Origin of the sequence: Thalassospira sp. NFXS8, assembly GCF_040148805.1 — a bacterium.
In the GTDB taxonomy this organism is placed as follows: domain Bacteria; phylum Pseudomonadota; class Alphaproteobacteria; order Rhodospirillales; family Thalassospiraceae; genus Thalassospira.
In genome coordinates, this window is record NZ_JAGEMF010000001.1 from 193,493 (window position 1) to 217,143 (window position 23,651).

At 50.9% G+C, this 23,651-nt stretch carries 24 protein-coding genes; 17 read left to right on the forward strand and 7 right to left on the reverse strand.

Annotated elements, in window-relative coordinates; translation table 11 throughout:
- The first annotated feature begins 49 nt into the window (after positions 1-49).
- The 5 genes from J4E05_RS00865 (at position 50) to J4E05_RS00885 (ending at position 5,968) form a co-directional block, all read left to right on the forward strand.
- Entirely contained in the window at positions 50-1,489 is a 1,440-nt protein-coding gene (locus tag J4E05_RS00865) for a pyruvate dehydrogenase complex E1 component subunit beta (protein ID WP_349591727.1), read from the forward strand.
- 65 nt (positions 1,490-1,554) lie between these two features.
- On the forward strand, positions 1,555-2,871 hold the full coding sequence (locus J4E05_RS00870; RefSeq protein ID WP_349591729.1) for a pyruvate dehydrogenase complex dihydrolipoamide acetyltransferase: 1,317 nt from the start codon (positions 1,555-1,557) through the stop codon (positions 2,869-2,871).
- A gap of 91 nt (positions 2,872-2,962) precedes the next feature.
- Complete coding sequence (gene lpdA / locus J4E05_RS00875) at positions 2,963-4,360, forward strand: dihydrolipoyl dehydrogenase (protein WP_085593596.1); 1,398 nt, start codon at positions 2,963-2,965, stop codon at positions 4,358-4,360.
- A 125-nt stretch (positions 4,361-4,485) separates the two neighbouring features.
- Positions 4,486-5,460, forward strand: coding sequence for a lipoyl synthase (gene lipA / locus J4E05_RS00880; RefSeq protein ID WP_349591731.1), 975 nt, complete (start codon positions 4,486-4,488; stop codon positions 5,458-5,460).
- Between the two features lie 49 nt (positions 5,461-5,509).
- On the forward strand, positions 5,510-5,968 hold the full coding sequence (locus J4E05_RS00885; RefSeq protein ID WP_085593598.1) for a type II toxin-antitoxin system RatA family toxin: 459 nt from the start codon (positions 5,510-5,512) through the stop codon (positions 5,966-5,968).
- A gap of 97 nt (positions 5,969-6,065) precedes the next feature.
- On the opposite strand, the gene J4E05_RS00890 is transcribed toward J4E05_RS00885, so the two are convergent.
- A complete protein-coding gene (locus tag J4E05_RS00890) occupies positions 6,066-6,569 on the reverse strand; it encodes a CinA family protein (protein ID WP_349591734.1) in 504 nt (167 codons plus the stop codon).
- Positions 6,566-7,057, reverse strand: coding sequence for a phosphatidylglycerophosphatase A family protein (locus J4E05_RS00895; RefSeq protein WP_349591735.1), 492 nt, complete (start codon positions 7,055-7,057; stop codon positions 6,566-6,568). Before J4E05_RS00895 ends, J4E05_RS00890 begins: the two co-directional genes overlap by 4 nt.
- A 229-nt stretch (positions 7,058-7,286) precedes the next feature.
- On the opposite strand from J4E05_RS00895, the gene J4E05_RS00900 reads away from it, so the two are divergent.
- Together J4E05_RS00900 and J4E05_RS00905 are read left to right on the forward strand one after the other, a co-directional pair.
- Positions 7,287-8,627, forward strand: a complete 1,341-nt coding sequence (locus tag J4E05_RS00900; protein WP_349591737.1) for a peptidoglycan DD-metalloendopeptidase family protein — start codon at positions 7,287-7,289, stop codon at positions 8,625-8,627.
- Complete coding sequence (locus J4E05_RS00905; protein WP_085593602.1) at positions 8,587-9,039, forward strand: bactofilin family protein; 453 nt, start codon at positions 8,587-8,589, stop codon at positions 9,037-9,039. Before J4E05_RS00900 ends, J4E05_RS00905 begins: the two co-directional genes overlap by 41 nt.
- Positions 9,040-9,174: 135 nt before the next feature.
- Here the strand turns inward: J4E05_RS00905 and J4E05_RS00910 are convergent, their stop codons facing one another.
- Together J4E05_RS00910 and J4E05_RS00915 are read right to left on the reverse strand one after the other, a co-directional pair.
- Positions 9,175-9,873: a haloacid dehalogenase type II gene (locus J4E05_RS00910; RefSeq protein WP_085593603.1), complete on the reverse strand. Its 699-nt coding sequence runs from the start codon at positions 9,871-9,873 to the stop codon at positions 9,175-9,177.
- Positions 9,874-9,958: 85 nt separating this feature from the next.
- Positions 9,959-12,025, reverse strand: coding sequence for a lytic transglycosylase domain-containing protein (locus J4E05_RS00915; RefSeq protein ID WP_349591740.1), 2,067 nt, complete (start codon positions 12,023-12,025; stop codon positions 9,959-9,961).
- Between the two features lie 177 nt (positions 12,026-12,202).
- Between J4E05_RS00915 and dapA the strand changes: the two genes are divergently transcribed.
- The 4 genes from dapA (at position 12,203) to J4E05_RS00935 (ending at position 14,996) form a co-directional block, all read left to right on the forward strand.
- Positions 12,203-13,081 (forward strand): 4-hydroxy-tetrahydrodipicolinate synthase, encoded by an 879-nt coding sequence (gene dapA, locus J4E05_RS00920; protein ID WP_085593605.1) that lies wholly within the window; start codon positions 12,203-12,205, stop codon positions 13,079-13,081.
- Positions 13,082-13,112: 31 nt separating this feature from the next.
- Positions 13,113-13,586, forward strand: coding sequence for an SsrA-binding protein SmpB (gene smpB, locus J4E05_RS00925; protein ID WP_085593606.1), 474 nt, complete (start codon positions 13,113-13,115; stop codon positions 13,584-13,586).
- Between the two features lie 159 nt (positions 13,587-13,745).
- Positions 13,746-14,405 carry a sulfite oxidase-like oxidoreductase gene (locus J4E05_RS00930; protein WP_085593607.1) on the forward strand — a complete coding sequence of 220 codons (660 nt, stop codon included), beginning with the start codon at positions 13,746-13,748 and terminating at the stop codon, positions 14,403-14,405.
- Between the two features lie 108 nt (positions 14,406-14,513).
- Complete coding sequence (locus tag J4E05_RS00935) at positions 14,514-14,996, forward strand: glutathione peroxidase (protein ID WP_349591743.1); 483 nt, start codon at positions 14,514-14,516, stop codon at positions 14,994-14,996.
- Positions 14,997-15,025: 29 nt separating this feature from the next.
- On the opposite strand, the gene recQ is transcribed toward J4E05_RS00935, so the two are convergent.
- The 3 genes from recQ to J4E05_RS00950 all read right to left on the reverse strand — a co-directional run bounded on the left by recQ (position 15,026) and on the right by J4E05_RS00950 (position 18,194).
- Complete coding sequence (recQ, locus tag J4E05_RS00940) at positions 15,026-16,831, reverse strand: DNA helicase RecQ (RefSeq protein WP_349594612.1); 1,806 nt, start codon at positions 16,829-16,831, stop codon at positions 15,026-15,028.
- A 62-nt stretch (positions 16,832-16,893) separates the two neighbouring features.
- Complete coding sequence (locus tag J4E05_RS00945) at positions 16,894-17,535, reverse strand: uracil-DNA glycosylase (RefSeq protein ID WP_349591745.1); 642 nt, start codon at positions 17,533-17,535, stop codon at positions 16,894-16,896.
- 41 nt (positions 17,536-17,576) lie between these two features.
- Entirely contained in the window at positions 17,577-18,194 is a 618-nt protein-coding gene (locus tag J4E05_RS00950; protein ID WP_085593611.1) for a LabA-like NYN domain-containing protein, read from the reverse strand.
- 173 nt (positions 18,195-18,367) lie between these two features.
- Here J4E05_RS00950 and folK point away from each other — a divergent pair, with 173 nt between their 5' ends.
- From folK to acpS, 6 genes are all read left to right on the forward strand, one after another.
- Entirely contained in the window at positions 18,368-18,916 is a 549-nt protein-coding gene (gene folK, locus J4E05_RS00955) for a 2-amino-4-hydroxy-6-hydroxymethyldihydropteridine diphosphokinase (RefSeq protein WP_349591747.1), read from the forward strand.
- A gap of 126 nt (positions 18,917-19,042) precedes the next feature.
- Positions 19,043-19,384: a DNA-directed RNA polymerase subunit omega gene (gene rpoZ, locus J4E05_RS00960; protein WP_349594615.1), complete on the forward strand. Its 342-nt coding sequence runs from the start codon at positions 19,043-19,045 to the stop codon at positions 19,382-19,384.
- A gap of 142 nt (positions 19,385-19,526) precedes the next feature.
- Positions 19,527-21,668, forward strand: a complete 2,142-nt coding sequence (locus J4E05_RS00965; protein ID WP_085593612.1) for a RelA/SpoT family protein — start codon at positions 19,527-19,529, stop codon at positions 21,666-21,668.
- Positions 21,669-21,783: 115 nt separating this feature from the next.
- Complete coding sequence (locus J4E05_RS00970) at positions 21,784-22,485, forward strand: DUF2062 domain-containing protein (protein ID WP_085593613.1); 702 nt, start codon at positions 21,784-21,786, stop codon at positions 22,483-22,485.
- On the forward strand, positions 22,482-23,231 hold the full coding sequence (locus J4E05_RS00975) for a pyridoxine 5'-phosphate synthase (protein WP_349591750.1): 750 nt from the start codon (positions 22,482-22,484) through the stop codon (positions 23,229-23,231). The genes J4E05_RS00970 and J4E05_RS00975 overlap by 4 nt, the downstream gene beginning before the upstream one ends.
- A complete protein-coding gene (acpS, locus tag J4E05_RS00980; protein WP_085593615.1) occupies positions 23,228-23,623 on the forward strand; it encodes a holo-ACP synthase in 396 nt (131 codons plus the stop codon). The genes J4E05_RS00975 and acpS overlap by 4 nt, the downstream gene beginning before the upstream one ends.
- The last annotated feature ends 28 nt before the right edge of the window (positions 23,624-23,651 follow it).

Consider the following 23,651-nt stretch of genomic DNA (forward strand, 5'->3'; position numbering starts at 1 on the left):
TTGCAAAATCCGCTTTTGACCAGAAATTTTCCCGCAAAGAGGGGGAACCATGCCGATTGAAGTTTTGATGCCTGCATTGTCGCCGACAATGACCGAAGGCACTCTTGCCAAATGGAATGTGAAAGAAGGCGACACGGTTCAGTCCGGTGATGTCCTTGCTGAAATTGAAACCGACAAGGCGACGATGGAAGTCGAAGCTGTTGATGAAGGTAAGATTGGCAAGATTGTTGTTGACGCCGGAACTGAAAATGTCGCCGTCAATGCCGTTATTGCCTATATTCTTGAAGAAGATGAAGACGCATCTGCGCTGGATAATGTAAACCCCGGTGAAGCCAAGGCTGCCCCGGCGCCCAGCGACGAGAAAGATTCGTCTTCTGATAGCGCACCGTCGGCACCAGCAACAGCTGCTGCGCCGGTCAAGGCATCAGGGGCAATTGAACGCACTGATAACGAGCCGCGCGCAATGAGCGTGATGAACGAAACGCGCGACGAAAAATCCTACACCAAATTCAAAACCCAGACTGTTCGTGAAGCCCTGCGTGATGCAATGGCCGAAGAAATGCGGACGGACGAAAATGTTTTCGTCATGGGTGAAGAAGTTGCGCAGTATCAGGGGGCTTATAAGGTCACCCAGGGCCTGCTTGATGAATTTGGCGACCGCCGCGTTGTTGATACGCCGATTACTGAATATGGTTTTACCGGTCTTGGTACCGGGGCTGCCTTTATGGGGTTGCGCCCGATTGTTGAATTCATGACATTCAACTTTGCTATGCAGGCGATTGACCATATCATTAACTCGGCCTCAAAGACGCTTTATATGTCTGGTGGTCAGCTTGGCTGCCCGATTGTGTTCCGTGGACCAAATGGTGCGGCAGCCCGTGTAGGGGCCCAGCATTCACAGTGTTATGCCTCGTGGTATGCACATTGCCCGGGCCTTAAGGTGGTTGCACCTTATTCGGCAGCCGACGCCAAAGGCCTGTTGAAGGCTGCTATTCGTGATCCGAACCCGATTGTGTTTCTGGAAAACGAAATTCTGTATGGTCAGAGCTTTGAAGTTCCTGACGATGAAGATTTCGTTCTGCCGATTGGCCAGGCCAAAATTGAACGTGAAGGCACTGATGTTACCATCGTTGCGTTCTCGATCATGGTTGGCAAAGCCCTGAAGGCAGCCGAAAAGCTGGCGGAAGAAGGCATTTCAGCCGAAGTCATCAACCTTCGTACCATTCGTCCGCTCGATGTGAACACCATTGTACGTTCGGTAATGAAAACCAATCGTTTGGTAACATGTGAAGAAGGCTGGCATTTTGCTGGTATCGGCGCAGAAATAGCGTCGGTTATCATGGAACATGCGTTTGACTATCTTGATGCACCGGTTGCCCGTGTTACCGGCGAAGATGTTCCAATGCCATATGCGGCCAATCTGGAAGTTCTGGCATTGCCGCAGGATCAGCACATCGTCGATGCGGCCAAGGCCGTTTGCTATCGTTAAACAAAAACGGACAGGGGGCTGGCGCACCGTCGGTGCTGCCACCCCGTTACCGGGAGATTGCATCCATGCCAGTTAAGATTCTGATGCCGGCGCTTTCGCCGACCATGACAGAAGGCACCTTGGCGAAATGGCTTGTCAAGGAAGGGGACACCGTTGAATCTGGCGATGTCCTTGCTGAAATTGAGACCGACAAGGCAACGATGGAAGTCGAAGCTGTCGATGAAGGTAAAATCGGTAAAATTCTTGTTGAAGCGGGCACCGAGGGTGTTGCTGTTAACGCCGTAATTGCGCTGCTTCTCGAAGAAGACGAAGATGAATCTGCTCTGGAAGGGGCGGATACTTCAGGGCCTGATGTTGGTGGAGACGCGGCATCTTCGGCACCGAAGGAAGAAGAAAAATCCGAAAGCAAAGATGTTGCACCAGCAACATCCGGCACGTCGGTTAGCAAGGATGGCGACCGGATTAAAGCAAGCCCGCTTGCACGCCGTATTGCGTCGCAAGAAGGGGTTGAGTTGTCCGGGGTTGATGGTTCCGGGCCGCGCGGTCGTATTGTTAAGCGCGATGTTGAAGCCGCCCTTAGCAGCAAACCGGCCGCCAAATCTGATGCACCTGCTGCCGCAGGCAAGTCCGATGCTCCGGCACCGGCTGCCAAGGCACCTGTTGCATCGGGCTGGAACCCGGATCTGACTGGTCTGCCTGAATATGAAGAAATTCCGAATACAACGATGCGTAAGGTGATTGCGCGCCGTCTGACGGAATCCAAACAGCAGGTTCCGCATTTCTACCTGACCATCGATTGCCAGATTGATAATCTTTTGTCGGTTCGCAAGCAGCTGAACGAAAAAGCGGCTGATGGTGTGAAGGTATCGGTTAACGACATGGTTATCCGGGCATCCTCGATTGCACTTAAGCGTGTCCCGGCCGCCAATGCGATCTGGACGGATGCGGCCATCTTGCAATGCAAACAGCAGGATATTTCTGTTGCCGTTGCCATTGATGGTGGCCTGATTACACCGGTTATTCGCAATGCGGGTGGCAAGGGCCTTGCCGAAATCTCGACCGAGATGAAAGCATTGGCTGCCAAGGCGCGTGATGGCAAATTGCAGCCGCAGGAATTCCAGGGTGGAACCTTCTCGGTTTCCAATCTTGGCATGTTTGGCATTAAGGACTTTGCTGCCATTATCAATCCGCCGCAGGGTTGTATCCTCGCTGTCGGTGCTGGTGAACAGCGCCCGGTGGTCAAGGATGGCGCACTGGCAATTGCAACTGTCATGAGCTGCACCCTGTCTGTTGATCACCGGGTGGTTGACGGTGCTGTTGGTGCCGCGTTCATGGCTGAATTCAAGAAGCTGATCGAAGATCCGATAAGCATGCTGCTTTAAGGTCTGGTTATGCGGGGGCTTTAACAAGTCCCCGCAAGCTTTTGAATGATATACCTGTATGTGAAAATCAGGCAGGTGAAGGAGATGCAAAATGGCGGAAAACAATTTCGACGTTATCGTAATTGGTGCCGGTCCTGGTGGTTATGTTACCGCCATTCGTGCCGCCCAGTTGGGCCTGAAAACGGCTGTCGTCGAACGTGAACATCTGGGCGGTATCTGCCTTAACTGGGGGTGTATCCCGACCAAGGCCTTGCTGCGATCAGCCGAAGTTTATCGCAATATGAAACATGCCAAAAATTATGGCCTGTCTTGTGATAACCCATCCTTCGACTTTGACGCTGTTATTCAGCGCTCGCGTGGTGTTTCAAAGCAACTGACGGGTGGTGTTGGTCATTTGCTTAAGAAGAACAAGGTTACCGTGATTAACGGCGAAGCCAAGTTCGACGGGCCCAAAAAGATTACCGTTGAAGGCAAGGACAAGGGCACCTATACGGCGAAGCATTACATCATTGCAACGGGTGCAAGGGCGCGTTCACTGCCAGGGCTTGAGGCCGATGGCAAGGTTGTATGGGATTACAAAAAGGCGATGACGCCTGATAAAATGCCCAAAAGCCTTGTTGTTGTCGGGTCCGGTGCTATCGGTATTGAATTTGCCAGCTTCTATCATACTATGGGCACCGAAGTGACCGTGGTTGAGATCATGCCGCAAATTATGCCGGTGGAAGACAAGGAAGTTGCGGCCCTTGCGCAAAAGATGATGACCAAGGACGGGATGAAAATCCTGACTGAAGCCAAGGTCGCCAATCTGAAGCGCAATGCAGATAACGTTGTTGTTACCATTGAAACCAAAGACGGTAAAAAGCAGGAATTGACGGTTGACCGTGTGATTTCCGCTGTAGGCGTTATTGGCAATACCGAAAATCTTGGTTTGGAAACCACCAAGGTAAAGGTTGATCGTAACGTTATTGGCACTGATGAATTTTCTTGCACCGCCGAGCCGGGCATTTATGCCATCGGTGATGTCGCGGGACCGCCGATGCTGGCACATAAGGCCGAGCATGAAGGTGTTATTTGTGTCGAGAAAATTGCTGGTGAAAAAAATGTTCATCCGCTTGATCCACGCAAAATTCCGGGATGCACCTATTGCCATCCGCAGGTTGCCAGTGTTGGCCTGACCGAAGCCAAGGCCAAAGATGCCGGGTATGATGTCAAGGTTGGCAAATTTCCTTTTATCGGGAATGGCAAAGCTGTTGCCTTGGGTGAAGCGGAAGGCTTGGTTAAAACTGTATTTGATGCCAAAACCGGCGAATTGCTGGGCGCACATATGGTGGGTACAGAAGTTACCGAACTGATCCAGGGCTTTGTGATTGCAATGGGGCTGGAAACTACCGAGGAAGACCTGATGCATACGGTTTTCCCGCATCCAACCCTGTCTGAAATGATGCATGAATCGGTTCTTGATGCTTATGGGCGTGCGATCCACTTCTAAATCATTATATGGTGGATACGGCAGGTTCCCTTGTGGATCTGTCGTATCGGCCATGTCGAATGTCAATTTGACAATTTGGCATCAGGACGGCACATTGCCGCCCGTTCCATCCTTCGGAGGTTTAAATGTCCACGACGCGCAACGAAGTACGGGCTCTTCGTCACCCGGAAAAGCAAAAGAACCCGGATCGTCCTTCTGGTCGCAAGCCAGAGTGGATTCGCGTTAAGGCACCGACTTCGAAGGGCTATCAGGAAACGCGCGATCTGGCACGTGGCCTGAAATTGCATACGGTGTGCGAAGAAGCGGCATGCCCGAATATTGGTGAATGCTGGCAAAAAAAACATGCATCGTTCATGATCATGGGCGATACCTGCACCCGTGCATGTGCGTTTTGTAATGTTAAAACCGGGATGCCAAACGCGCTTGACCCGTTTGAGCCGGAAAACCTGGCAATGGCCGTTGCCGACATGGATCTCAAGCATGTTGTCATCACCTCGGTTGACCGTGATGATCTTGCCGATGGTGGTGCGATGCATTTTGCCCGCGTGATTGAAGCTATTCGCCATAAATCGCCGGCAACAACCATTGAAATTCTGACGCCCGACTTTCGCGATAAGCCCGGTGCTGTTGAAATCGTCGCCAAGGCCCGTCCAGATGTGTTTAACCATAATCTGGAAACAGTACCGCGTCTGTATCCGTCCATTCGCCCTGGTGCCCGTTTTTACCAGTCGTTGCGTATTCTTGATCGGGTTAAACAAATTGATCCGACGATTTTCACCAAATCAGGCCTTATGGTTGGTTTTGGGGAGCAGCGCCACGAACTGAGCCAGGTGATGGATGATTTGCGCGTGGCCGATGTTGATTTTCTGACCATTGGCCAGTATTTGCAGCCGACGCTGAAACATGCGCCAGTTGAACGGTTTGTGACGCCTGATGAATTTAAGGAATATGCGTCGATGGCGCGTGCCAAGGGCTTTTTGATGGTTGCATCAACGCCGCTGACACGTTCAAGCTATCATGCAGATCGTGATTTTGCCGAAATGCGTGAAGCCCGCGAGAAAAAACTTGCCGCAACTGCCAACGCGAGCGCGGCAGAATAAACGGTAATTCTTTACCCGGCATTTTTAAAAAGACCAGTAGGAGATCCCTTTGCCGACGCATGCGGAGCGCAGAAAGCTACCCTATACGCCGGAACAGTTATTCGATCTCGTTGCAGATATCGATGCCTATTCGGAATTTTTGCCCTGGTGTGCTGCATCACGGGTACGGAAGCGTGACGGTAACGAACTTCATGCCGATCTGGTGATTGGTTTTAAGATGTTTCGCGAAAAATATACGTCAAAAGTTACGCTGGATCGTCCGACCAGAATTGATGTTGAATATTTGCAAGGACCGTTCAAATATCTGAATAACCATTGGGAATTTCAGCCTGCCGACGATGGTGGGACATTTCTGGATTTCTATGTCGATTTTGAATTTAAGTCGGCAATCTTGCAAAAAATGATCGGTATGGTTTTTAACGAGGCCGTTAAATTGATGGTCGGATCCTTTGAAAATCGTGCCCGACAGGTTTATGGCGATAACGGGATTGCATCCTCGGCGTTATAGGTCGTTTGTGTGCACTAAATAATAAAAAGCCGGAACGTTACACAGGTAATGTTCCGGCTTTTTCATTTTTGGTCATACCGACCACTTGGTGCAGTGTTTACCGCGAAGTCACGATCATGTCCTGGATCATGGAAAATGCTGTCAGGATGGTTTGACGTCGAACCTGGTGCCGATCGCCTTTAAAAACCTGCGATTGGTTCAGGGTAGGGCGATGCCCTCCGGCACAGCCGAAATGTACCAGCCCAACGGGTTTTTCCGCACTACCGCCACCTGGGCCTGCGATGCCCGTTACGGCAACAGTGATGGTTGCCAACGGACTATGGCGTAATGCGCCTTCGGCCATGGCACGGGCAACCTGTTCGGATACGGCACCATGTTGTGCAAGCAAATCCCCGGAAACACCCAGCATTGCCATTTTGGCTTCGTTTGAATAGGTGATGAAGCCACCATCAACCACTCTGGAGCTGCCATCAACTGCGGTCAGGCAACCGCCAATCAGTCCGCCGGTACAGCTTTCGGCAGTGGCAAGCATTTCACCGTGTTGGCGGCAAAGTTCAATGATGCTGCCTGCTGCAGTCAGTAATTCAGGATCAGCGATCATGGAAGGAAACCTCCGGCAAGATGGGAAATCAGGGTCAGGAGGGCCATACCGAACGCCCCGGCAAAAATATCATCGAGCATGATGCCAAAACCACCACCCACCCGGCGGTCGACCCATCGAATAGGCCAGGGTTTTAGAATGTCAAAAAATCTGAAAACCACAAATGCCAGCAAGACCCATGCGACGTCCATCCATGTTGCTGCCAGGGGCAAGGGCAGCAGGCAAAGCCATTGACCGGCCACTTCGTCGATCACAATTTCACCAGGATCGTGGATCCCGATCATTTTGCTATAGGAATCGGAAATAAAAACCCCATAAATAAAGACAAGGGTGGTTGCGATCAGCAGAGTTGTGTTACCCCCTGCCATGATCAAAAGCCATCCCAGCGGCAAGGCAGCAAATGAACCTGCGGTTCCTGGCGCTTTGGGAACTTTGCCACTGTAAAACCAGGTGGCGGATGCGGTAATGATGATTTGGCTGAGGCGCATAACACTTTCGCATATGTCTAATGGGTATGGTTACCTGACTTATCATAGCCAATTGGCTGTGGCGTGAGGTTTTTTGGGGTTAATGGAGTGTTAACGCGCTTGCCACGCTGCTCTCTTGCGGGTAGCGTGAAACTGAAAACAGTATTGAGATAAACGTTGGCATCAATCGGGGGGTTCCGGCTTGGGTGCTAAAAATTGAACATGGATAAAAAAGGGCATAGCCGGACAGATGTCTTTGGTGGGGCGCATAAAGCATATAATTGAAAAGTGGTTTCCGGATCGGGAAGTTCTTGTTCGCTCCAATGATTCCGTCACACAGGTTCATCTGGGGCGTCGACGGCAGTTAATTGTTGGTGTGGTTGCTGTTTTCCTGATTGTCTGGACTGTTGGATCAACAGGGGTTGGCTACTATTTCAGTCATCGGCTTGACTTGCGTGAAGATCAGCTTTTCCGAAGTGAGATGGCCTATAGCGAACTGATAAACAGGGTTACAGAAAGCCAGAAAAAGTTTAGCGAGATTACCTCGCAGATGGAAGATACCCATCATAATTTGTTGAGTATGGCCGAAAAGAACCTGAAATTGCAGGCGAGGGTTCAGGACTTTAGTCTGAAACTGGCCGATAGTGAAAAAGAAAAGTACCGGATATCAGCGCTCCGTTCATCAATGGATAACCAGATGAATGCGCTAGGGCAGCAGATAGACGGTATTACTAATCGCAATATTGCGTTACGCGATGAACTTGAAACCGTTGAAACGGTGATGACGCGCGTGATGCGGGAACGTGATCAGGCGATTTCACGGGCCAAATCGTTGCAAGGCGAACTGGCAATGGCAAATCAGCGAATTTCCGATTTGCATACCGTTCAAAAACAGGCGCTTGAACGCGTAGCTGAACATGCAGGATCATCGATCGCCGACCTTAAGTCGGTGCTGAAAATGACGGGCGTACCGATCAAGGAACTGACGGACGAAGGGACAACCAGCGACGTTAAACGGGTTCTTGATGCTGGTGTTGGCGGGCCTTTTGTGCAGTTTGATCCCGAAACGCCGGAAGACGAACTGTTTATGAATGCGGCATTGACTGTTGGTAACCGAATGGACCAGCTGGCGAACCTGCAAAAAGTTATTAACCGTATGCCGTTGGGCGAACCGACGGAGAATTATTACGTTTCCAGCAAGTTTGGCAAACGTAAGGACCCTTTTAACGGAAAATGGTCTTTTCATTCTGGCGCCGACCTGGCAGCCCCGATGAAAACGCCAATCTATGCCACTGCACCTGGTGTGGTGTCGCATGCAGGATGGACAGGCGGGTACGGCAAAATGGTCGAGATTGATCATGGAAACGGTCTTAAAACCCGCTATGGCCATCTGATGAAGGTCCTCGTCAAGAAGGGCCAAAAGGTGAAATATCAAGATATGGTTGCACTGATGGGGAGCACGGGCCGCAGTACAGGAAGCCATGTTCATTATGAAGTCCTGGTAAACGGCAAACAGGTAGATCCCATCAAGTTCATAAAGGCGGGACATTATGTTTTCAAAGTCAAACAAAACACAGACGAGCACAAATAATACCCATACTACTTCGTCTTCCAGCAAGGTTGGCGGACTCTCGGTTATCAATTCAGACCTTCGTATTTCGGGCGATCTGGTTTCTGAATCAGATGTTCAGGTTGACGGTTTTGTTGACGGGGACATTCGCACGCGTAATTTGACCATCGGTCAGCATGGTGAAGTGCGCGGGGAAATTGTGGCGGACCGGGTTCGTGTTTGCGGCAAGGTTACAGGGCAGATCCGGTCCAAGGATGTTTCGTTGGCAGATACCGCTAAAATGATTGGTGATATTTTGCACGAAACCCTGGCAATAGAGCCGGGCGCACATCTGGAAGGGCATTGCCGCCGCATTGAAAGCATCGAAGAAGGTGGTCTGACTGTTATTCAGGCGGGCAAGATCGTTGCTTCGAATGTGAAGAAAGAACAGTAAGGTTTTTCTTTAGCGCGATTCCGGTCTTTGGGTCAGCGCAAGACGGAAATTACATGTTAAAAATGCAGAATTAAAACAGCCAGGTTGTTGATCAACCTGGCTGTTTGTTTTTATGGCCCCGTGTTTGTCACATATTCAGGCGGTTTTGGGATGGCCGGCCAGTGGCAGGATTTCATCCAGTCCCCCCAAAATAACGTCAGCCTGATGTGACAGGCGTTCAACGGGCAGGGAAGCACGGTTTATCCATGCGGTCTTAAAACCGAAATGTCCGGCGCCGGCAATGTCCCAGCCATTGGATGACTGAAAGGAAATTTCACCGGCATCAAGCTCAAGTTTATTGACCGCTAACTGATAAACGCTAGGATGGGGTTTGTAAGTCCGCAATTCATCAACACACAGGATTTCGTCAAACAGCGACAAAATTCCCGAAGACTTCGCCGCTGAAATCAGCATGTGTCGTGCACCATTGGACAGAATAGCCAGTTTATGGCCGTTCGCCTTAAGGGTTTGCAGGGTTTTGACAACCTCGGGAAAAGTATCCAGCGATAAATAGGTTTCCATCAGCCGCGACCTCAGAATAGGGTCATTCTTGCCAATGGCAGCCAGTGAATAATCAAGGGCATCACCGGTAACGGTCCAGAAATCGGCAAAATCCCCCATCAGGCTGCGCAACCAGCTATATTCCAGCTGCTTTCTCCGCCAAAGCTCAGACAGCTTGTCAGCTTCATCGCCCAAACTTTCCTGGCAGCGCTTTATCGCCGATCCAACGTCAAATAACGTTCCGTAAGCGTCAAAGACAAATGCACGACAGGAAGAGATAGCTGTTTCAGTCATTGGGTTTGGCCTCGTTTTTTATCACCGACAATACGGCGCTGGTGCCGATGGGTGCACAATCCTGCAAGCAGCAGGTTTTTACAGGTTATTTCTTGATCTTGGCTTGTGCCGGTTTGGCTGTATCCGGATTTTCCTGGCTCATCGCAATTTCATCACGGGCAAAGCGTCGCCGATAAACATATGTCCCTTCCATCACCCGCTGAACATAATTGCGGGTTTCCTTGTAGGGGATCATTTCGATCCAGTCGATGGGATCAACATCAGGTTCGCGAGGGTCGCCATATTCCGAAATCCATTCCTTTACCCGCGAAGGCCCGGCATTGTAGGACGCAATGGTCAAAATTTCGGCACCGTTCCAGCGGTTTAGCAGTTTGGATAGATATTGCCGCCCCAGCTGAATATTGAAACCCGGATCCTCGGTTAGGCGTTCCACACTGAAGGGCAAATCAAGATGATGGGCCATGCGTTCGGCGGTAGCGGGCATGAGTTGCATCAGGCCACGTGCACCGGCATAGGAAACCGCTGCCGGGTTAAACAGGCTTTCCTGGCGCATGATAGCGTGGACAAGCCCCGGGTCGGGGTTTTGCCCGCTTGGCACCAGATCATAGACAGGGTAGGCCGCATCCAGATACCCGCCGCCAGACCTTATTCCGCGTTTGGCCGCAATCACGGCAAGGTCGGTACGGCCATATTCAGCAGCGAGTCCGGTTGCCATTGCCAGCATTTCAGGGCTGTCGGACTGATCAACCAGCGCCATGATGAACGGGCGTATGATATTGCCCAGTCCCATATCACCTAATTCGCGTGATACTTTGGTAAGTTCATTGTTTTCAAACTTCTTGCGTTGTTCCGGGGTCGGGTGTGCCTGTTCGACCTGGTAATGAACGGTGCCGCCAAGTTCATCGTTGGCAAGTTGACCATAAAATGTGTGGGCATGATCTGCGGCAAGAAGGAACCATTTTTTTGCGCGAACCTTGTCGCCCATCGCCTTGCAGGCGCGCCCCGCCCAATAAGCCCCGCGGGATTGGCTAATCGGATATTGAACGACATCATACAGATTCTGGAAATGTTGAAGGGCGATTTGCGAGTCGCCTAAAAACTCCAGCGCAATCCAGCCTGCCAGCCATTCCGCACCGGCGATATCGGCAGGTTCGGTTTGTCCATGATTGGCAACAAGACGGTAGGCGTCGGTGATGTATCCCTCCTGCAGGGCACGACGCGCCAGGATGGCTTTTTCGGTCCACCAGTATTCGGGCCGAATCGATATATAAGCCAGATCATTTGCCTGATGCAGCAAAAGGTCGCGCGCATCCTTGTCCTGGTCATTGATACGACGCCAGCGGACGCGCTCATACATTAAGCCCGGGTTTTTCTGGTATTTCGCAGGTACGTTTCTGATTGCGGCATCCACATTTCCCTTGCGTTCCCGCAGTGCAAGGCGGGCTTCAGCCAGTTTTTGATAGTCAGCACTGACATGCTTCATCATACGGTTTGCAGGGTGTGTACGGCCTTCCCATAACAGCCGGTCCAGCCGGGCTTCATGGGTGGTTTCGTCTATATACTTGCCATAACGATCAATAAATCGTTTGGCTTGGCCGGTTCCAAAATTTTCATTGATCCAGCTGTTTCGGATCAATGCGACCGCAGCGTCTTTTTCGCCCACAGACAAAAGGGCGGAAATTTGACGGGTTGCGCCATCGGCAGTAACCGGCGCCGAGCGTTTAAACCAGGCCAGAATTTCAAAATCCGGTACAGCATCGGTCATGGCTTCTTCTGCACGCTGACGCAGCAATGCCTGACTGGGCCAGTTCGGATTGGCATCAATGAACCCGGTGATTTCCGCAAAGGATCGTTTGGAATTGGGGCTGATCAGCCACATCCACTCAACCGCTTTTTGCAACAGCGGATCATCGAAAGCCGGCAGCAATTGCGATACATTTTGGGTATCGCCTTTTTCCAGCGCATCTAGAAAAACGTTCAGGCGCGCCCGGCTGATGGCCGAAAATGCCGGAGAGGGAGGCGCAATAACAAGCGGTGACGGATCAGGCGTTGCCGCATCCGATGAATTTGAATAGCAGGTCGTTGCAATAAAACATGCCGTACCCATGGTCGCGGCATATATAGAAAATCGGCGGAAATTAACGTGCGCCATCGAAAAAACCCCTCATGCCTCAGGGCGAAAATTGCACTAAAGACAGCTGCTATTATGGCAGTGAAAGCAACAAAAGCCAATCAGTCCCGAAACAATTCGTTCTGGTGCTTGCGGTAGGCGTGAACTGCGGCTATTTTCGCGACGCTTTTTAATCCGCATTATGATTTGGAGATATCGATGTTTAAGGGTTCGATTACCGCTTTGATTACGCCGTTCACCACTGAAGGGGTGATCGACGAAAAAGCGTTCCAGTCTTTTGTGGATTGGCAAATAAAACAGGGCACGACCGGTGTGGTGCCGGTCGGAACCACCGGTGAGTCGCCCACCCTGAGCCATGCTGAACATCATCGTGTGGTTGAACTGGCCCTTGAAGTGGCAAAGGGGCGCGTACCTGTTATTGCCGGAACCGGTTCCAATTCCACCGTCGAGGCCGTGTCACTGACACGTCATGCTCAAAATGCCGGGGCAGATGCTGCCTTGGTGGTGACACCCTATTACAATAAACCGACACAGGCAGGTTTGCTTGCCCATTATAAGGCCATTCACGATTCGACCGATATTCCGATTGTTATTTACAATATTCCCGGTCGTTCCGTAATTGACATGTCGGTTGCCACAATGGCCGAACTGGCAAAACTGCCACGTATCGTCGGCGTGAAAGACGCGACAAGCGACCTCGAGCGTCCGGCATTGATGCGTATTGCCGCCGGGCCCGATTTTTGCCAGCTTTCAGGTGAGGATGGTACCATTGTTCCGTTCCTGGCACAGGGTGGTCACGGGTGTATTTCGGTTACGGCCAATATTGCCCCGCGCCTGTGCGCAGATTTGCAAACGGCATGGCGCGACGGGAACATCGCCAAGGTTCAGGAGTTAAACTATCGTCTGATGCCGGTTCATAAGGCCATGTTCTGCGAAGCAAATCCTGGCCCCGTCAAATATGCGGCATCGCTTCTTGGCCTGTGCACGGCGCATATGCGCCTGCCGATGGTCGAAATTGCCGACGACTCCAAACAGCGCGTTGAAGCAGCGCTGAAATCCGCCGGTCTTCTTTCCTGATTATCCAGGAACCGGCTAACAAGTTTTTGAGATGGCTGCAAAAAAAGAACACAGCAATAGCAAGTTGGTGGCGCAAAATCGCCGGGCCCGTTTCGATTATTTCCTGACGGAAACCTTCGAGGCGGGGCTGGCTTTGCGCGGCACCGAGGTGAAATCGCTTCGTGAAGGCAAGGGAAACATTCAGGAATCCTATGCTGAACCGAAGAACGGGGAAATATGGCTGATCAACGCCTATATTCCCGAATATCAAAGCAAGATGCCCTTTGGGCATGAAGAACGTCGACCGCGCAAACTGTTGTTGCACAAGCGTGAAATCGCCAAAATGTCGGATGCCGTAAACAAAAAAGGCACAACACTGGTGCCTGTTAAGGTCTATTTTAATGATCGCGGCATCGCCAAACTTGAACTCGCAATTGGCGAGGGCAAGCGGAAATCCGATAAGCGTGATGCTATCAAGGAACGTGACTGGCAGCGCGACAAGGCCCGTATTTTGCGCGAACATTAAGCTTCTGACAGGCCCTGTTGTGCCTGCACGGTTGCTGATTACGGTTGATTGTACTGATGGTGTGTTAAAAACGCATCGGATTGTTAAAAAAATGGTGCAGACATGGTGAACGTGTCTGTGCCATTTTTCGTATCATAAGGTGTGGATAAGGAGGCGGGCGTGACCAGTGCATTTACCGGCAGCATTCGTGAAAAACTGATTGCGGCCAAACAGCAATGGGCTGAAAAAGGTCGCCTGTTAACCGGCATTCATGATGAAAAACACGAAAATCGCCTGCCGCCCGGCCAGCGCGAGGTGAAGGACTGGCCTGTACTTGACCTTGGTATAACGCCCCACATTGCAGAAAGTGACTGGCAATTGACCATCACGGGTGAAGTTGAAAACCCGGTTTCGTTATCCATGGGGCAGTTGCTTGAATTACCCGCATTTTGTGACCGTAGTGACATTCACTGTGTTACGTCGTGGTCTCGCTACGAAAACGACTGGCAGGGGGTGTCGGCACTTGAACTGGCACACCTGGTAAAGCCGATGAGAACTGCCAGATATGTGTTGTTCACTGCGCATGACGGGTACACCACCAATGTCAGGATAGAACAGTTTCTTGATAACGATGTTTTGTTAGCCCATCACTGGCAAGATCAGCCAATTAGCGATGAACATGGTGGCCCCGTGCGTGTGGTTATCCCAAAACTGTATTTTTGGAAAAGTGCCAAGTGGGTTCGCGAAATCAAGTTCTCCAAAATCGACAAGCCCGGTTTTTGGGAGATGCGTGGCTATCACAATAATGCAGACCCTTGGACAGAGCAGAGGTATGATTAACTTTGCTTGCTGTGAACCGGAGCAATGAAAATGTGGTCATCGATAAAATTAATGATCATTTCAGCAGGGGTAACCCTATTGGGCCTTTTTCCTGCGGCAGGAGGCGAAATGACAATCGCACATGATTTCGAGTTTAAAACGATAGAAGGCGGTGTTTTGCCATTGCAGTCGTTTAATGGAAAAGCCGTTCTGATTGTGAACACAGCGTCGTTTTGCGGCTTTACCCCGCAATATGAGGGACTGGAAGCATTGTGGCAGCAGCGCCGTGAGGAAGGCCTGGTCGTGCTTGGAGTGCCATCGGGGGATTTTGGTGATCAGGAATATGGGGAAAATGACGAAATTCGTGATTTTTGCACAACAAGTTTCAATATTGATTTTCCACTAACCGCCCGGCAATCGGTTCGCGGTGAAAAGGCCCATCCGTTTTATAAATGGGCACGCGACGAACTTGGCCCGGACCAGGCACCGAAATGGAACTTTCATAAATACCTGGTAGGCCCGCATGGAGAACTTCTGGCAAGTTTCCCAAGTGCTGTAAAACCTGACGATGAAAAACTGCAAAAGGCCATCACGGCAGCACTGGCGCGTTAAACTTGTCAAGGGTGCCGCCGGGGCCGTGTTCAGGCGCGGCCATCTGTGATGTCGAGAAACGCCAACCCGTACTGGTCCAGTTTTTTGGCACCAACACCGTTGATTGCGGCCATATCATTTAAATTGCGCGGTTTGAAACGCACCATTTCTGATAACGTCCGGTCATTGAAAATAACATAAGGTGGGACGTTCTGGCTGGTGGCCAATTCACGGCGCAAGGCACGTAATGCCTCCCACATTTTGCGGTCGTCTTCATCTTCAAAAAATGTATCAAAGTCGCGCAGGCGCTGGGTGGTTGCACGTTTGCGTTCACTGGTATCCAGTCGCATTTCGACGACTTTTTCCCCACGCAAAACCGGGCGCGATGCTTCGGTTAAATAAACACCGCCATGGCCTTCTTCGTCGACCTGCAAATATCCCATTGCCAATAACTGGCGAAATACAGACCGCCATTGCGGTTGGGCAATGTCTTTGCCCAAACCGTAAACGGTGGTTTTGTCGTGACCCGTTTGTCTGATTTTTTCAGTATTCCGGCCCATTAAAACTTCTATGACATGTGCCGGGCCAAATCGTTGCCCTGTGCGATATACCGCAGAAAGAGCCTTGCGTGATGCATCGGTCGCATCCCATGTATCGACGGGTTCAAGGCAGGTATCACAATTGCCGCATGGCTTGGCATCTACTTCGCCAAAATACGACAAAATAACCTGTCGACGGCATTTGGTGGTTTCAGCAAGGCCGATCAGGGCATCAAGTTTGCGTTGCTCTATACGTTTTTGGGCATCGGGGGCATCGGATGATATCAACATGCCGCGAATGGATACGATGTCGGATAAATCATAATTCATCCAGGCATTGGCAGGCAGCCCATCGCGCCCTGCGCGACCGGTTTCCTGATAATAGGCTTCCATGCTTTTGGGCAGGTTCAAATGGGCCACAAACCGGACGTTCGGTTTGTCGATTCCCATACCAAACGCCACAGTCGCGCAAATAATCATGCCGTCTTCACGTAAAAAACGGTCCTGATGAAGTTGCCGCGTTTCTTGCGACAAGCCGGCATGATAGGGCAGGGCCGGGCGACCATTATCAGTTAGCCATTGGGCGATATCTTCGGTTTTGCGCCGTGACAGGCAATAAACAATGCCAGCATCTTCGGCATGTTCCCGGTTCAAAAAAGATAACAGGCGTTGTTTGCCATTGCCTTTGGTTTCGATGCGATAGGTGATGTTGGGGCGGTCAAACCCGGTTAAAAAACACCGGGCATCGGTCAGGTGCAGGTTCTCGGCGATGTCCTTGCGCGTTGGTGCGTCGGCGGTTGCCGTCAGGGCAATGCGCGGAACATGGGGAAAGCGTGTTGGCAATAGGTCAAGGCGGCGATATTCAGGCCGGAAATCATGGCCCCATTGCGATACGCAATGGGCCTCATCAATGGCAAACAGTGAAATGCGAATGCGATCAAGCAGGTTTAAAAAGCGGTCTGTCGCAAAGCGTTCCGGCGCGACATAAAGCAGGTCTATATCGCCCTCAATTGCGCGCATTTCAATTTCGCGCGCATGGTCGGGGGCAAGGGTCGAATTAATGAAAGCCGCCTTGATGCCAAGTTGTGTCAGGGCATCAACCTGGTCTTTCATAAGCGCGATCAGCGGCGAGACAACAACAGCCGTCCCCGGCCGACATAATGCCGGAACCTGATAGCATAACGACTTGCCGCCGCCCGTCGGCATTAATACCAGGGCGTCATTCCCGGCGATCACGTGGTCGATAATTTCGGCCTGAGGCCCCCTGAAACTGTCATAGCCAAAAACGTCTTTTAATACCTCCAGTGGCGCGCGCACGGGGGGCGGCGTTGTGGATGTTTCAAAATCGCTATCGGCAAAGAATGAAGGATCAGACAATTTCAGTGTTCCAGATATGTGCGGATATCAGCAAAGACGTCTTCAAACATCTCTGGGGTCAGGCGGTAGGTCTGGGTGTTGTAGCGCGAACAGTGATAGCTATCAAATAACGTTAGCCCGTTTTCCAGTTGATGGCGGGCGCCATGCGCGAACTTGTAAGCTGAAAGTTTCAAGCCAAACGTTTTCAGCATGGCCTGATGTGCGATTTGACCAAGGCACAAAATTCCCGCCAGGTTTTTCATTGCGGCAATTTCACTGATCAGAAACGGGCGACAGGTATTGGCTTCGGGCCCGGTTGGCTTATTTTCCGGCGGAACACATTTCACTGCATTTGTAATGCGGCAATTAACCAGTTCCAGCCCGTCATCGGGGCGTTTGTCATATGTGCCGGTTGCAAAGCCAAATTTTTTCAGCGTTGCATAAAGCAAATCACCGGCATAATCGCCTGTAAAAGGGCGGCCGGTGGCATTCGCACCCTTAAGTCCCGGTGCCAGCCCGACAATAAGAAGTTGCGCTGACAGCGGGCCAAAAGGGCGTACGGGGCCATTGTAAAATTCAGGGAACTTCGCCTGGTTTGCATGGCGAAATTCCACAAGGCGGGGGCATAGCGGGCAATCTGTTGCCGGTTCAATCAGTTCAGTCATAACAGGCCTGACGTTGGATCAAGATTGGGCCGAAACGGGGCTTAATCGAAATCGATGTCGTCGAGATTGGGGTGAACCGGATGATCGTCAATATCGCCTAAATCGGGGTGATCATCATCGCGGCGTTGTGCAACACGGCGGGCTATGGTGCCTTCAAGATCGGTCAGTTCAATGAAATTGTCGGCCTGACGGCGCAATTCATCGGCAACCATTGGCGGGTTTGATTTGACTGTCGATACAACAGTAACGCGGACCCCCTTGCGTTGAACGGCATCGACCAGACGACGAAAATCGCCATCGCCCGAGAAAATCACGACGTGATCAAGGTGCTGGGCCATTTCCATGACATCGATTGCAAGTTCGATATCCATGTTGCCTTTGATCTTGCGGCGGCCTGCGGCATCGGTAAATTCCTTGGTCGGTTTGGTGACCATGGTATAGCCGTTATAGTCAAGCCAATCGACAAGCGGGCGTATAGGAGAGTATTCCTGATCTTCAATCAGAGCGGTATAGTAGAAAGCCCTGATCAATTGACCTTTTTGTGCAAAAAGATCCAATAACCGTTTATAATCTATATCAAAACCAAGGGCGCGTGCCGCAGCGTACAGATTTGAACCATCAATAAACAACCCGATCCGTTCTTGCGGGTAAAAAATCATCCTTAAATGTCCTTAAATAGCGTTTAAAAATTGGTATTTTGCAAAATGCTGTTCGTTGTTTTACATCGCAAGCCCCGGCAAAGAAAGAACCAAATTGTCATGGACAGGTTGAACGTCCTTCCCTAAATATTGCGCCCGTTGCTTTTGCGTTTTGCATATAAGGGTTGCCTCCTGTGACTTTCCAGTCCCCGTCGAAAAATGATGGCGCTGCATCAGATGCTGCTGTTCTGATCGCCCTTGGCGCGAATTTACCAACCGAACGGTTCGGTGCGCCTGCAGATGCCGTGCGTGCTGCGATTGATGTTCTCGCAGCGTCTGACGGCATTACACTCCAGGAAGTGTCACGGTTCTATGAAACGGCACCTGTCCCGGTTTCTGACCAGCCCTGGTACGTGAATGCGATTATTCGGGTTGAGACAGTGCTTTCGCCCGTCGACCTGATGAAGCATTTGCACAAGATCGAAGCCGATTTTGGCCGGGTCAGGCTGGCACGGAACGAGGCACGGGTTCTTGATCTTGATCTGGTTGCATACGGGCGGCACAAAATTCAGGATGACGGTGGTCTGATCGTGCCCCATCCCCGGCTGCATGAACGGGCATTTGTCTTGTTGCCTTTACAGGATGTTGCGGCAAACTGGATGCATCCGGTTTTGTTGAAAACCGTGGCACAACTGGTTGATGCCTTGCCAGATGATCAGGAAATTCGCCAGATACAGCCTTGAGCGCTGAGACGTGCCTTGCAATTCGTTGTGGGCAGGTATGTTTCTGTGCTGTTAGGTGTTGCAACGCTTCGTTTGCAGCTTTATAAAGAGCGGTCTGGATACTTACTTCTTTTGCTGGAGAAATTTATGGCGCGCGTTACCGTCGAAGATTGCGTTGACAAGATTCCAAATCGCTTCGAGCTCGTGATGCTGGCAGCTCAGCGTGCACGCAACATTTCGGCAGGGGCAGAACTGACCATTGACCGCGACAATGACAAAAATCCCGTCGTTGCCTTGCGTGAAATTGCCGAAGTAAGCGTTAATTTTGATGACCTTCGTAATGGCATGATTCAGGGTCTTCAACGCCATGTTGAAACTGAAGAACCCGAGGACATCGAAGACGAATTTGGTCCGAAGCTGATGGCGGAAGCAATTGAAGAGTTTGCGCCGATTGCAGCGGCCAGTGCGCCTGCGGAAGATGATGAATAATCTTCGCTAGTGCATTGAAAAAAATGAATTAATAAAAAAGAGCTGCGGATTTTTATTCCGTGGCTTTTTTTTGTGCCATTTGTACTATCTTCTATGCATGTGCTTTTTTACATTTGCGAACAGGAATGGGAGCCGCTCCTGAATGATGCGTCAATATGAACTTGTGGAACGGGTTAAGGCTTATGATGCAGATGCCCGCGAGGCGTTGCTCAACAAGGCCTATGTGTATGCGACCCAGAAACATGGTTCACAAAAACGGGCCAATGGTGACCCGTATTTTTCGCATCCAATTGAAGTTGCCGGTATTCTTACGAACTACAAGCTCGATTGCGATACGATCATTACCGCATTGCTGCATGATACGATCGAAGATACTGATGCTACTCCCGAAGAAATCAACAAGCTGTTTGGCCCCAAGATTTTAAAGCTGGTTGACGGCGTTACCAAACTGACCCAGATCGAGCTTAAATCAGCGGATTCAAAACAAGCTGAAAATTTCCGTAAATTGCTGTTGGCGATGTCGGAAGATATTCGTGTTTTGCTGGTTAAGCTGGCCGACCGCCTTCACAATATGCGCACCCTGCATTACATTTCGAAACCGGAAAAACGCGTAAGGATCGCGGCGGAAACCCTTGAAATATATGCACCTTTGGCCGAGCGTATCGGTATGCATGACATCAAGGAAGAATTGCAGGATCTTGCATTTCAGCATTTGAATGCGGATGCGCGTAATTCCATCACAGCCCGGCTCGAGTTCCTGCGCAAAAAAGACGACAATGTTGTCGAACGTATTGTGAAGGAACTTGAAACCGTTATTAGCACCGAAGGTCCTGCCGTTCAGATATATGGTCGCGAAAAGCGGCCTTATTCGATCTGGCAGAAGATGCAGCGTAAAAATATCACCTTTGGCGAGCTGTCAGATATCATGGCATTTCGTGCAATGGTTGATACCATGCCGCAATGTTACGAGGTGCTGGGTTATCTGCATGCGGCCTACAAAGTGGTGCCGGGCCGGTTCAAGGACTACATTTCGACGCCGAAACCCAACGGATATCGTTCGATCCATACCACTATTATTGGCCCTGAAAATCACCGTATTGAAGTGCAAATACGAACTCACGAAATGCACGAGGTCAATGAAAACGGCGTTGCTGCACACTGGGCCTATAAACAGGGCGGCGGCGGGCGTGAAAAAGAAGGAACGCAGTATCGCTGGCTGCGTGACCTTCTGGACATTATGGAACATGCGACCGAGCCCGAGGAATTTCTGGAACATACCAAACTGGCCATGTTCCAGGATCAGGTGTTTTGTTTTTCACCCAAAGGCGATGTTATTGCTTTGCCTGCGGGCGGGACGCCGGTTGATTTTGCCTATATGATTCATACGCATATTGGTGATACCTGTGTTGGCGCCAAGGTCAACGGGGCAATGGTGCCGTTGCGTACCCAGCTTAACAATGGCGATCAGGTTGAGATTGTTACCTCGAAGGCGCAAACGCCAAACCCGACATGGGAAAGGTTTGTTGTTACCGGAAAGGCACGTGCGCGCATTCGCCGTTTCATCCGTCAGCAGCAGGAAGACCAGTATCGCGATCTTGGCAAGGCGATCGTGCAAAAGGCTTTCCGCCAGGCCGGATACGAATATTCGGAAAAAGGCCTGGAAGGTGTTTTAAAAATCTTCAAGCAGCCATCGGTTGTTGGTTTGGTAACGGCGGTCGGTGCCGGGCACATTACCGGGCGCGAAGTGATCAATGCTGTTTTCCCTGGCACCAAGGACGACCAAACCACCCGCAAATTTGTACCGACAGAAGGTAAAAATAATCGCAAACGCGACCATGCCATTCCGCTTAAGGGGCTTATTCCGGGGATGGCGGTGCATTATGCCGGGTGCTGTCACCCGTTGCCGGGGGATCGTATTGTGGGCATTGTTACAACCGGCAAGGGTGTGACCATTCACACCATTGACTGTGACACCCTTGAAACCTTTGCTGACCAGCCGGAACGTTGGCTGGATGTGGGCTGGGACAATGACGGCGAACCGGAACATTTTATTGGCCGTCTGGGTTTAACTGTGGCCCATGAATCGGGTGCGTTGTCGGCCATAACCAGTGTTATTGCTAAAAATCATGGCAATATTACCAATCTTCGGTTTGTTAGCCGGACTCAGGATTTCTTTGAAATGCTGATCGATATTGATGTTGTCGATGTTAAACACCTGACCAATATCATTGCTGCCTTGCGGGCCACACCCGTGGTCAATACGGTCGAACGGGCACGTGGATAATGGGAAAAGCAGGGAGGGATGCGCTATTTTCTTGCCAAGGTCGCTTTCAGCACTTACCCATAGCGGCGCGGGATTTCTCCCGTTCCCTCCTATCATGTCGTTTGTCTGACACCGTATGTTCCAGCGTCGCATAAAACCAAGTTCTTTCGAACGTCTTCGCAGCTTTCTGTGGCCGCGGGCCGGATGGCGTCGTTCATCGCGCTATTTTGCCCATCGAGTCGCCCGGTTGCCTGGTACGCCCTATAGCATCGCGTCGGGTTTTGCGATCGGGGCTGCTGTATCGTTTACGCCGTTTATCGGCTTTCATTTTGTCCTTTCTGCCTTGTTAAGTTTTATTATGCGGGCCAATCTGGTGGCATCGCTATTGGGCACAATTGTTGGCAATCCCTGGACATTTCCGTTTATTTGGCTGTGGCTTTATCACAGTGGCCTCTGGATTTTGGGCAATGACCCCTCGGTTCAAGGTGTCCATTTTAATATGGCTGTGCTGTGGGATTTTACCGTTGAAGGTGTCAGCTATATTGGCCGCGGTTTAATTTTCGGGATTTGGAACGGGGCTGAACAAGCTGATCTGTCGCGGCTGTGGGCCAGTATTGTTGATATTATCTGGCCCATGATCGTTGGATGCGTTCCAACCATCATTACAATTTGGCTGCTGTTTTACTTTCCTGTCTATCGTGCGGTTGTTATGTATCGTCATAAACGTATTCTACGTCGTATGAAAGTTCATGAAAAACGGGCGTTAAAGCCGGTTTTAGAAACGGCAAAACGTACTTTGCACCGCGATAATGTACAGCAGCAGGATAATTTGAAATGAGCGTTGATTTGCGTTTGGGTGTGAATATTGACCATGTTGCCACGATCCGTAATGCGCGGGGCGGGGCGCATCCTGACCCGTTGCGTGCTGCCCGGATTGCCGCGGCGGCCGGGGCTGATGGCATTACTGCCCACCTGCGTGAAGACCGCCGCCATATTTCGGATCGGGATATCGCCCGATTACGCGCCGAGATTGATCTGCCGCTTAATTTTGAAATGGCGGCGACCGACGAGATGCTGGCTATCGCAATTAATGCCAAACCCCATGCTGCCTGCATTGTCCCGGAAAAGCGCGAAGAGAGAACAACCGAAGGGGGGCTGGATGCCGCAGGGGGACATAACCATTTAAAACGGTTTGTTTCCGAGCTGGGCAACGCAGGCGTTCGTGTTTCCCTGTTTATCGAGGCGTCAAAAAACCAGCTTGATGCAGCCGCATCGCTGGGCGCACCGGTTGTTGAAATTCACACCGGTGCCTATTGTGATGCCACGGGTGATCAGCGTGCAAACGAGCTTGCCCGGATTGCCGAAGCCGTGAAATACGGTGCGGACCTTGGGCTTGAAGTTCATGCCGGTCACGGGTTGGCGTTTGATACTGTGACACCGATTGCCCAATTACCTGAAATTCGCGAACTTAATATTGGCCATTTTTTAATTGGCGAAGCCATTTTTATCGGCCTGGAAGCCAGTATTCGTGAAATGCGGCGACTGATGAATTTGGCACGAGGAATGACAGGGGCCAGCCAATGATTATTGGCATCGGAACCGATTTGTGCGATATCCGGCGTATTGAGAAAACCCTGGACCGTTTCGGGGAGCGTTTTTTGCGTCGCGTTTTTAGCGATGTGGAAATTGCGCGGGCGGTTCGGCGGCCAGAAAGGATGGCATCATCACTGGCAATGGCTTTCGCCGCGAAGGAAGCCTGTTCCAAGGCATTGGGGACGGGGTTCAGGCGTGGCGTGCATCATCGGACGATGGCGGTTGCCCATCAGCCAAGCGGTAAGCCGGATATGATCTTGATAGAGGGGGCAAAACGCCGCCTTGATGAACTGACACCTGCAGGGAAAAATGCATCGGTGCATGTTACCCTGACAGATGAATATCCAATGGCAAATGCTGTTGTCGTTATTTCTGCCGATTAAATTTTGATTTGAAAAAGGGTTGAGCCCT

Coding starts and splice junctions, on each gene's coding strand:
- J4E05_RS00865 (WP_349591727.1), top strand. CDS start 50: ATGCCGATTGAAGTTTTGATGCCTGCATTGTCGCCGACAATGACCGAA.
- J4E05_RS00870 (WP_349591729.1), top strand. CDS start 1,555: ATGCCAGTTAAGATTCTGATGCCGGCGCTTTCGCCGACCATGACAGAA.
- lpdA (WP_085593596.1), top strand. CDS start 2,963: ATGGCGGAAAACAATTTCGACGTTATCGTAATTGGTGCCGGTCCTGGT.
- lipA (WP_349591731.1), top strand. CDS start 4,486: ATGTCCACGACGCGCAACGAAGTACGGGCTCTTCGTCACCCGGAAAAG.
- J4E05_RS00890 (WP_349591734.1), bottom strand. CDS start 6,569: ATGATCGCTGATCCTGAATTACTGACTGCAGCAGGCAGCATCATTGAA.
- J4E05_RS00895 (WP_349591735.1), bottom strand. CDS start 7,057: ATGCGCCTCAGCCAAATCATCATTACCGCATCCGCCACCTGGTTTTAC.
- J4E05_RS00900 (WP_349591737.1), top strand. CDS start 7,287: ATGTCTTTGGTGGGGCGCATAAAGCATATAATTGAAAAGTGGTTTCCG.
- J4E05_RS00905 (WP_085593602.1), top strand. CDS start 8,587: ATGTTTTCAAAGTCAAACAAAACACAGACGAGCACAAATAATACCCAT.
- J4E05_RS00910 (WP_085593603.1), bottom strand. CDS start 9,873: ATGACTGAAACAGCTATCTCTTCCTGTCGTGCATTTGTCTTTGACGCT.
- J4E05_RS00915 (WP_349591740.1), bottom strand. CDS start 12,025: ATGGCGCACGTTAATTTCCGCCGATTTTCTATATATGCCGCGACCATG.
- dapA (WP_085593605.1), top strand. CDS start 12,203: ATGTTTAAGGGTTCGATTACCGCTTTGATTACGCCGTTCACCACTGAA.
- smpB (WP_085593606.1), top strand. CDS start 13,113: ATGGCTGCAAAAAAAGAACACAGCAATAGCAAGTTGGTGGCGCAAAAT.
- J4E05_RS00935 (WP_349591743.1), top strand. CDS start 14,514: ATGACAATCGCACATGATTTCGAGTTTAAAACGATAGAAGGCGGTGTT.
- J4E05_RS00945 (WP_349591745.1), bottom strand. CDS start 17,535: ATGACTGAACTGATTGAACCGGCAACAGATTGCCCGCTATGCCCCCGC.
- J4E05_RS00950 (WP_085593611.1), bottom strand. CDS start 18,194: ATGATTTTTTACCCGCAAGAACGGATCGGGTTGTTTATTGATGGTTCA.
- rpoZ (WP_349594615.1), top strand. CDS start 19,043: ATGGCGCGCGTTACCGTCGAAGATTGCGTTGACAAGATTCCAAATCGC.
- J4E05_RS00965 (WP_085593612.1), top strand. CDS start 19,527: ATGATGCGTCAATATGAACTTGTGGAACGGGTTAAGGCTTATGATGCA.
- J4E05_RS00970 (WP_085593613.1), top strand. CDS start 21,784: ATGTTCCAGCGTCGCATAAAACCAAGTTCTTTCGAACGTCTTCGCAGC.
- J4E05_RS00975 (WP_349591750.1), top strand. CDS start 22,482: ATGAGCGTTGATTTGCGTTTGGGTGTGAATATTGACCATGTTGCCACG.
- acpS (WP_085593615.1), top strand. CDS start 23,228: ATGATTATTGGCATCGGAACCGATTTGTGCGATATCCGGCGTATTGAG.